This is a genomic window from Aliiglaciecola sp. NS0011-25, from assembly GCF_040370605.1.
GTDB classification, from domain to species: domain Bacteria; phylum Pseudomonadota; class Gammaproteobacteria; order Enterobacterales; family Alteromonadaceae; genus Aliiglaciecola; species Aliiglaciecola lipolytica_A.
Genome location: NZ_BAABWR010000009.1, coordinates 185,272 through 192,050, shown reverse-complemented (window position 1 = coordinate 192,050; position 6,779 = coordinate 185,272). Strand labels below are relative to the sequence as shown.

Below are 6,779 nucleotides of genomic sequence, written 5' to 3'. Positions count from 1 at the left end.
TGCATTTTACTCGGTCATTCTTGTAGGTGGAGGCTTTAGCCCCGCGGTTTTTATTGTCTTTTAAATGCTATAAAAAGTGTTTTTATAAATTTTTGTTGTTTGCTGTTCGGCACCTCTATATTACTAAAATCAATTACCAATCCACTGAATCAAACTTCTTGTTATTAGATGTTGTTGGGGAAACAATTTAAGGGGAGGGATTGATTAAACTTATTTGTTGATAATATCACCTTTTATTTTCCTGTCTTATCAATTGCTTACTTTTTAAATTATTCTAAGATTATTATTAAAAGTGTTTTTTACTCGTTTTATGAGGTTTTCAGTTTCCACAAAATATTTCATTTTGAACTCGTAACTGATTGATAAATATCAAATTGCAGGGGGTATTATTAGGCTAAAACAAATGTTTGTAGGTTATAATGTTATATGTTAATGTCATTCTGTGGTTGGGTCATTATTGAGCATTTTGGCTAAGCTGTGTAATAACTTAGTGCTTCATTTAAGAGGCGCAAATTAAATTAAATTACTAATTATAATAATAAATATCTGCACCGGGGATCTAATATGAGTATAACATTTAAAGTTACAGCCTTATCTTTAGCCATTGCTTCTGTGATGAGCTCATCAGTTGTTTCACAAGCAAACGCACAAGAAGTTACAAACGATGAGAGCGGTCTTGAAGTCATCATGGTTACTTCACGAAAAGCTGTCGAATCTATTCAAGATGTGCCTTTGGCAATCAGTGCGTTTAGTGCCGAAGACATTGCTAAACGAAGCATCGAAGAACTAGAAGATGTCGCCATGTCTACACCTGGTTTGTCTTTTGAAGATTATTCCAATGGCGGTTACGGTACTCCCATTATCCGTGGTGCAAGCCAATTTTCCGTAGACCAACTTGAACAAAACGTTTCCACTTTCGTTGACGGCGTGTATATCCCTAGAAATTATGCACTTGATTTAGGTGCAATGGACATGGAACGTATCGAAGTCGTAAAAGGACCTCAAGGCGCATTATATGGTGCAAACTCATTCATGGGGGCTATTAATTACATTACTTCTAAAGCTGATTTAGGCGGCCTGACTGGTGAAGTCGGTTTGGTGGTAGGTGATGGCGGTCGTCGTGATATTACCGGTAACATCAGCGTGCCAATCATTGAAGACAAGCTAGCCTTTAAATTTAACTTTACCAACAGTGACTATGATGGGGATTGGACAAATTCACATCCAGCAGCTCAAGCCGGTGTCAGTCCCGGTACTGATGATAGCTTGGGTGGTTGGGTGGTTGGGACAAAAAGACCTACAGCATTTCTTTAGTGGCAAAACCTACCGAAACTGTTGATATTGAAATGGCCTATCATTCTTTTGACTCTTTTACTGAGGGTAAAGCCCAATCTCGTTTAGAAATTGGTGATTTAAATTGTGGTGGGAGTTTATTTGGTGGTCCAGTTCGAGGTTATTGTGGTGAGTTGCCTGATACCCCCCTTGAATTTGGTACTGATACCGAAACCGGTTTTTTGATTGACCCTAGAACCTATGCTTTAGACTCCGAAACTGAAATTTTTAGAGCTTCGATTTCAGCCGAGCTGACCAATAACTTTAGCATTTCATATCAATTTGCCAATATTCAAGGTGAAACCTTTAGTGCGGGTATTACTGACAGATCGCCTCTTACCGGCACCGATTTGACACCTTTTGGTATTCCAGCATTCCTGAATGCATTTACCGTATTACCTGTAGGTGGCTTTGACTACGATTCTCATGAGTTGAGAGCTGAATACACTGCTGACAATGGTGTGTATGCTATGTTCGGTGTGTATTCTTCTGATGGTGAAGATAGAGACACAGGACAAACAGGTTATTATGCTCCTCTTTATACTGATAATTTAGACCCAATTACCGAAGATTCTTTGGATCCGGACAGCCGCAACAATAATATCACCATTACGGAAGCAACCGCATTATTTGGACGAGTTGCCGTACCATTGATGGATGATAAATTAGTGTTAGCAGTGGAAGGTCGTTATACCGACGAAACTAAAAAGCAGAACATCACATATATCGATGAGTCTACAGCTGATGATTATGAAGACAGTTATTTTACACCTCGTTTCACAGCAGATTATAGTATTAACAAGAACCAACTCGTTTACTTTTCAGCTGCACAAGGTGTTAAATCTGGTGGTTTGAACCCTGAAATTAGCGGTGGCCTAGAAGACTCCGAAAAAGTGTATCAAGCAGATGAAAACACCACTTACGAAATTGGTTCAAAAAATACTATTTTAGATGGCGATCTTCGAATCAACGCTGCCGTTTATTATATTGATTGGACTGAACTACAAGTGAGTCAGGCGGCAATTAATGGCGGCTTTTTCACGACCTCTATTGTTGGTAATTTAGGCTCTGCAACATCCAAAGGTTTAGAAATGGATGTTACATATGCACTAACTGATGCCATTACGGTTAATGCCGGATTAGCACTTAATAATGCTAAATACGATGATGGAACTATCTCTCAGCGTTTAGCCCGAGCTGCAATTTGTGATGACATCGTGTGTGCGGCCAATGGTGATATCGGAGGAAATTCATTACCAAGAAGTTCTGATACACAATGGAATATCGGTGCCCAGTATGATGGTGAGTTTAACGATAATCTAGAATATTTTGTACGTGCTGACCTTACTGGTCAATCTGAGCAATACATGTCAGAAGCGAATATTACCACTTTGCCTGCTAGAACATTACTTAACCTACGTGGTGGTGTGACCGGTGAGAATTGGTCTGCAGAGTTGTGGGTTAAAAATGCAACAGATGAAGTATATGTATCAAACGCATTCTACATTCCTAGTGCATTTTTCGTGTCTATCGTCCCAACGTGGGGAAACCAACGTCGAATCGGTGTATCTGCAGAATACCGTTTTTAATCAACACTACTTGAGTTAAATTGAACCGGTCATTATGACCGGTTTATATTTAAGTTGCTTGTAACTTTATGATTTGATGAGAGACGTTGTTTTATGTCTAAATTGCTTAAAATTTTAGCCTACGGATGTTTAGTCCTGCTGTTGCTAACCATTGGTTTTGTTACCGTTAATTATACTTATATCTCTCGCCTTTCTAGTTTAGAAGGGGTTGACTTTGTGCACGATACTGAATGGTTTGATCCCGTCGTCACGCTGAAACCTGTGGATAATAAAAAACGCTTTACTATCTCTAAAGAGGCAGTCGTAGAGCAAAATCAACAATTTGCAGAATCTTTACAATATGCTGAACAAATTGGAAGCAGTGCATTTTTGGTTTGGCACAACGGCAAACTAGTTGCTCAAAAGTACTGGAAAGGTGAAACTCCTGACAGTTATATGCAAACTTTCTCAATCCAAAAATCCATAGTTGCATTATTGATTGGAATTGCGATTGACCGTGGAGACATTCAGTCTGTGCAAGATCCGGTTTCCAAATATATTGGTCAATGGATAGAGATGCCGTATGGTGAGATCACTATAGAACATCTATTAACTATGTCGTCCGGATTATATTTACCGCCTGTTGATATTAATAATAGCTTTTCAGCTCACAGCACCAAACTCAGCTACAGTGATGATATTTCGAAAGTCGCGCGTTCGTTAAAACAAGTCAAAGCACCAGGTACTGTTTTTGAATATAATAACTCTAATCCACAATTATTAGTCGATGTGTTGGAAGCTGCAACAGGTGAAAAGCTCGCCGATTTTTTACAAGAATACTTATGGTCAAAACTGGCCGCTAATCCAGCTTACGTCTGGCTTGATGATGAAGGTGGTACTGCCCACGGATTCAGCTATTTAATTGCCAAACCTGAAGATCTTCTTGGGGTTGGATTAATGATTATGAATGACGGCAAGGTCGATAACCAACAGGTTGTTTCGAGTGAGTGGATTAAGCAAACAACTCATCCTTCAAAAACGAATCCTAATTATGGCTATCTAACCTGGTTGGGCAACCCTTTTAAACCCATGCGAACTTATCGTCCGGGAGCGAAGTTTGGCGTGATTCATTCTGCACCTTACCTGGCTGATGATGTGATCTTTTTTGATGGCTTTGGAGGACAACGGGTATACATTGTTCCCTCGAAGCAGTTGGTCATTGTTCGAGTAGGTGACGTACGTTTTGATTTTGATGATGCCATGCTTCCGAACGCTGTCATTAAAGCCATTGAGCTAAGTGAATAGCAATACAGGTTTTTGCCCGCGATAGAATTGTAAACGCCTCGCTGCGTGAGCAGCGGAGCACTATAAAATACTTTGGAATGCAATAAACTAGTGCATTTTCAAATACATAAATTAATAGTGAATGTAATCAATATGAATAATAAAAATAAATTTAGCGGTAGGGTGAGTTATGAATAATAAAAGTAAACTCGGTGGTTTTTTAGAACAACTAGGCTTGTGTTGTTCAGTGTTGTTTTACGTATTATTTGCTTGGCATCAGTGGTGGTCAGGCGTATCTCCGCGACTCATTCGTGGCAGTGCTGAACGGGATGCGATTCATCATGCTCACCTTAGCATTGGTGCTACTTTGTTCGTATTGGTCCTAGTGCTGTTTTTAATTTGGCTTTTACGACCTGGCGCATCGATCACAACGCGTTTGAAAAATGCCTTTTCTTCGGTTTCAACAACGGCCATTTCGCTGTTCTTCATTTTTATGTTTTTTGCCATGTTGTATGGCTTAGGCCAAGCGTGGGCTAAAGATGAAGTGACTAAAGTGTTAGGCGTGTTTCCCTTACCGCATTTTTTAGATTGGTCATGGAGTACCTCAGGTTACATGCATTCTGCATTTAGTAATGTGGCATCCGCGTTATTTTCTGGCATTGTATTTGTGTATTTGTTCACTCATTTACGTAAACATGTCAAACCTGGTGTGGCAGTTGCCATCCTTATCATAGTGCACTTATTGGTTAATTTACCTAAGCCACCTTCTATCCATCCTAGTGCCGCTTTTGGTACCTATGTGCTTGTACCCATGTATTACCTTATTGCGTTGGCATTGTTTTGTTGGGCTAAGCATAAACGCTTGGTTTATATCCCGGTATTGAGCATCTTCATTTTGTTCTTTATGTACCTACCTTACTTTGCGTTTAAAGTGCTGCCACCTTGGCATGTTGCTAAAGCAACTGAGACAGTGTTAGTCGAATCAAAAGAAGTGCTAATACCTGCTCGTCCTCGTACCGAGATTTTCCCTACAACAGAAAGTTTAACCGCAGCTAAGAGTTCAGCGTCATGGTGTACTCAATGTCATAACGCCGTTGAAAGTAAAGAGCATTTATTAGGGCCAAATCTGGTTGGCGTGTTTAACCGTCAAGCCGGTACAGTGCAGGGATATGGTCGTTATTCAAAAGCCATGGTCAGTGCTGGGGAAGGCGGATTATTTTGGTCCAGAGCCAACTTATCTGAATTCTTATCTCACGGTAAAGACTTTGTCCCCGATAATTTAATGAATCAGCAAACGGATTTATCGGACCCAGTAAAACGAAACCAAGTAATTGATTATCTTGAATATATATCGTCTAAATAGATGACAGGAGAAAGTATATGGGCAAGACAATAGGTAAGATTTTCATTGGCTTTTTAGCATTGGTGATGTTGGTAGGCGGTGTTTTATATTTAAAAGACCCTCTTTTTTGGAAGCGTTATTACCTGATTGCTACTGGTAACGGGGTTTTACCTCAATCCGGTTGGGCTGGCTCTGAATATATGGTTGCTGGTGATGCACAGCAGTTATTTGATGTGGTCAATGAAGGAGAGGGCAGTATTCCCGCTGAAGCCCTTGCTCAAGTGAGCGAATATGCTGCTGAGCGCCGCAGCACTTCTTTGCTAATTTGGCATAAAGGTAAATTACGTTTTCGTGAGCACTATCAGGGACTGGATGAAAACTCATTAATCGTTGGCAAAAGTATGGCAAAAATGGTCGCCTCTTTAGTGGTTTCAAGAGCGATTAAAGATGGTTTTATTGCTGGTTTAGATGAACCTGCATCAACCTATATAACTGAGTGGCAAGGCACGGAAAAAGCCACCATCAGCATCCGTAATTTACTGCATATGGCAGCTGGATTTGAAAAGTACTACACCTTGGATATGAGCCCATTTAGCAATTTTACGCGTTCCTATATTTCAGGATATTCAGATGATGTGATAATCAATGATTATGAAGTGGTTGCTGAACCCGGTACCAAGTATGACTATAGCCAAGCGGTGTCTGATTTAATTGCGATAATAATCAAGCGGGCAACGGGGCAACCCTATGGCCAATACTTGTCTGAGTCACTGATTAAACCTATTCATGCGCAAGGTGGAGAGGTGATGCTCAACCGCCCTCAAGGTGTCGCTCACAGTGGCTGTTGTTTGTTATTGCCTTCAGAGTCTTGGTTGCGAATGGGGATACTACTTTTAAACGGTGGGGAAATAGATGGCCAATCGTTGTTTTCAGAAAACTGGATGGAAGACTATTTAGAGCCGTCACCTGCTAATCCTACCATGGGATTACATATTTGGTTGGGAAAACCCTACTTTCCTAAACGTTCATGGGCACAAGTAGGTGCAGCCACAGGCTTTGGGGTTATCCACAGCGAACCTTATTTGGCTGACGACCTCTTTATGTTTGACGGCAGCGGCAATCAAGTGATGTATATCATTCCATCCATGGACTTGGTTATTTTGCGTACTGGTGGGTTTAGTCGGGCACCGGGTAAAGAATGGGATAACAGTTATATTCCCAATACAATTATACGAAGCATACTGGAGCAGTAA

At 40.5% G+C, this 6,779-nt stretch carries 5 protein-coding genes; all 5 read left to right on the top strand.

Features of this window, described 5'->3' with window-relative positions:
• The first annotated feature begins 564 nt into the window (after nt 1-564).
• The 5 genes from ABWV72_RS09995 (at nt 565) to ABWV72_RS09975 (ending at nt 6,779) form a co-directional block, all read left to right on the top strand.
• Nucleotides 565-1,314, top strand: a complete 750-nt coding sequence (locus ABWV72_RS09995) for a TonB-dependent receptor plug domain-containing protein (RefSeq protein ID WP_353370333.1) — start codon at nt 565-567, stop codon at nt 1,312-1,314.
• Nucleotides 1,314-2,921, top strand: a complete 1,608-nt coding sequence (locus tag ABWV72_RS09990) for a TonB-dependent receptor (protein ID WP_353370331.1) — start codon at nt 1,314-1,316, stop codon at nt 2,919-2,921. Before ABWV72_RS09995 ends, ABWV72_RS09990 begins: the two co-directional genes overlap by 1 nt.
• 93 nt (nt 2,922-3,014) lie before the next feature.
• A complete protein-coding gene (locus ABWV72_RS09985; protein WP_353370329.1) occupies nt 3,015-4,205 on the top strand; it encodes a serine hydrolase domain-containing protein in 1,191 nt (396 codons plus the stop codon).
• A 169-nt stretch (nt 4,206-4,374) separates the two neighbouring features.
• Nucleotides 4,375-5,547, top strand: coding sequence for a c-type cytochrome (locus ABWV72_RS09980; RefSeq protein ID WP_353370327.1), 1,173 nt, complete (start codon nt 4,375-4,377; stop codon nt 5,545-5,547).
• Nucleotides 5,548-5,564: 17 nt separating this feature from the next.
• Complete coding sequence (locus ABWV72_RS09975) at nt 5,565-6,779, top strand: serine hydrolase domain-containing protein (RefSeq protein ID WP_353370325.1); 1,215 nt, start codon at nt 5,565-5,567, stop codon at nt 6,777-6,779.

Bases quoted from the DNA above. Each gene is read 5' to 3' on its own strand.
- ABWV72_RS09985 (WP_353370329.1), top strand. From the start codon at position 3,015: ATGTCTAAATTGCTTAAAATTTTAGCCTACGGATGTTTAGTCCTGCTG.
- ABWV72_RS09980 (WP_353370327.1), top strand. From the start codon at position 4,375: ATGAATAATAAAAGTAAACTCGGTGGTTTTTTAGAACAACTAGGCTTG.
- ABWV72_RS09975 (WP_353370325.1), top strand. From the start codon at position 5,565: ATGGGCAAGACAATAGGTAAGATTTTCATTGGCTTTTTAGCATTGGTG.
- ABWV72_RS09995 (WP_353370333.1), top strand. From the start codon at position 565: ATGAGTATAACATTTAAAGTTACAGCCTTATCTTTAGCCATTGCTTCT.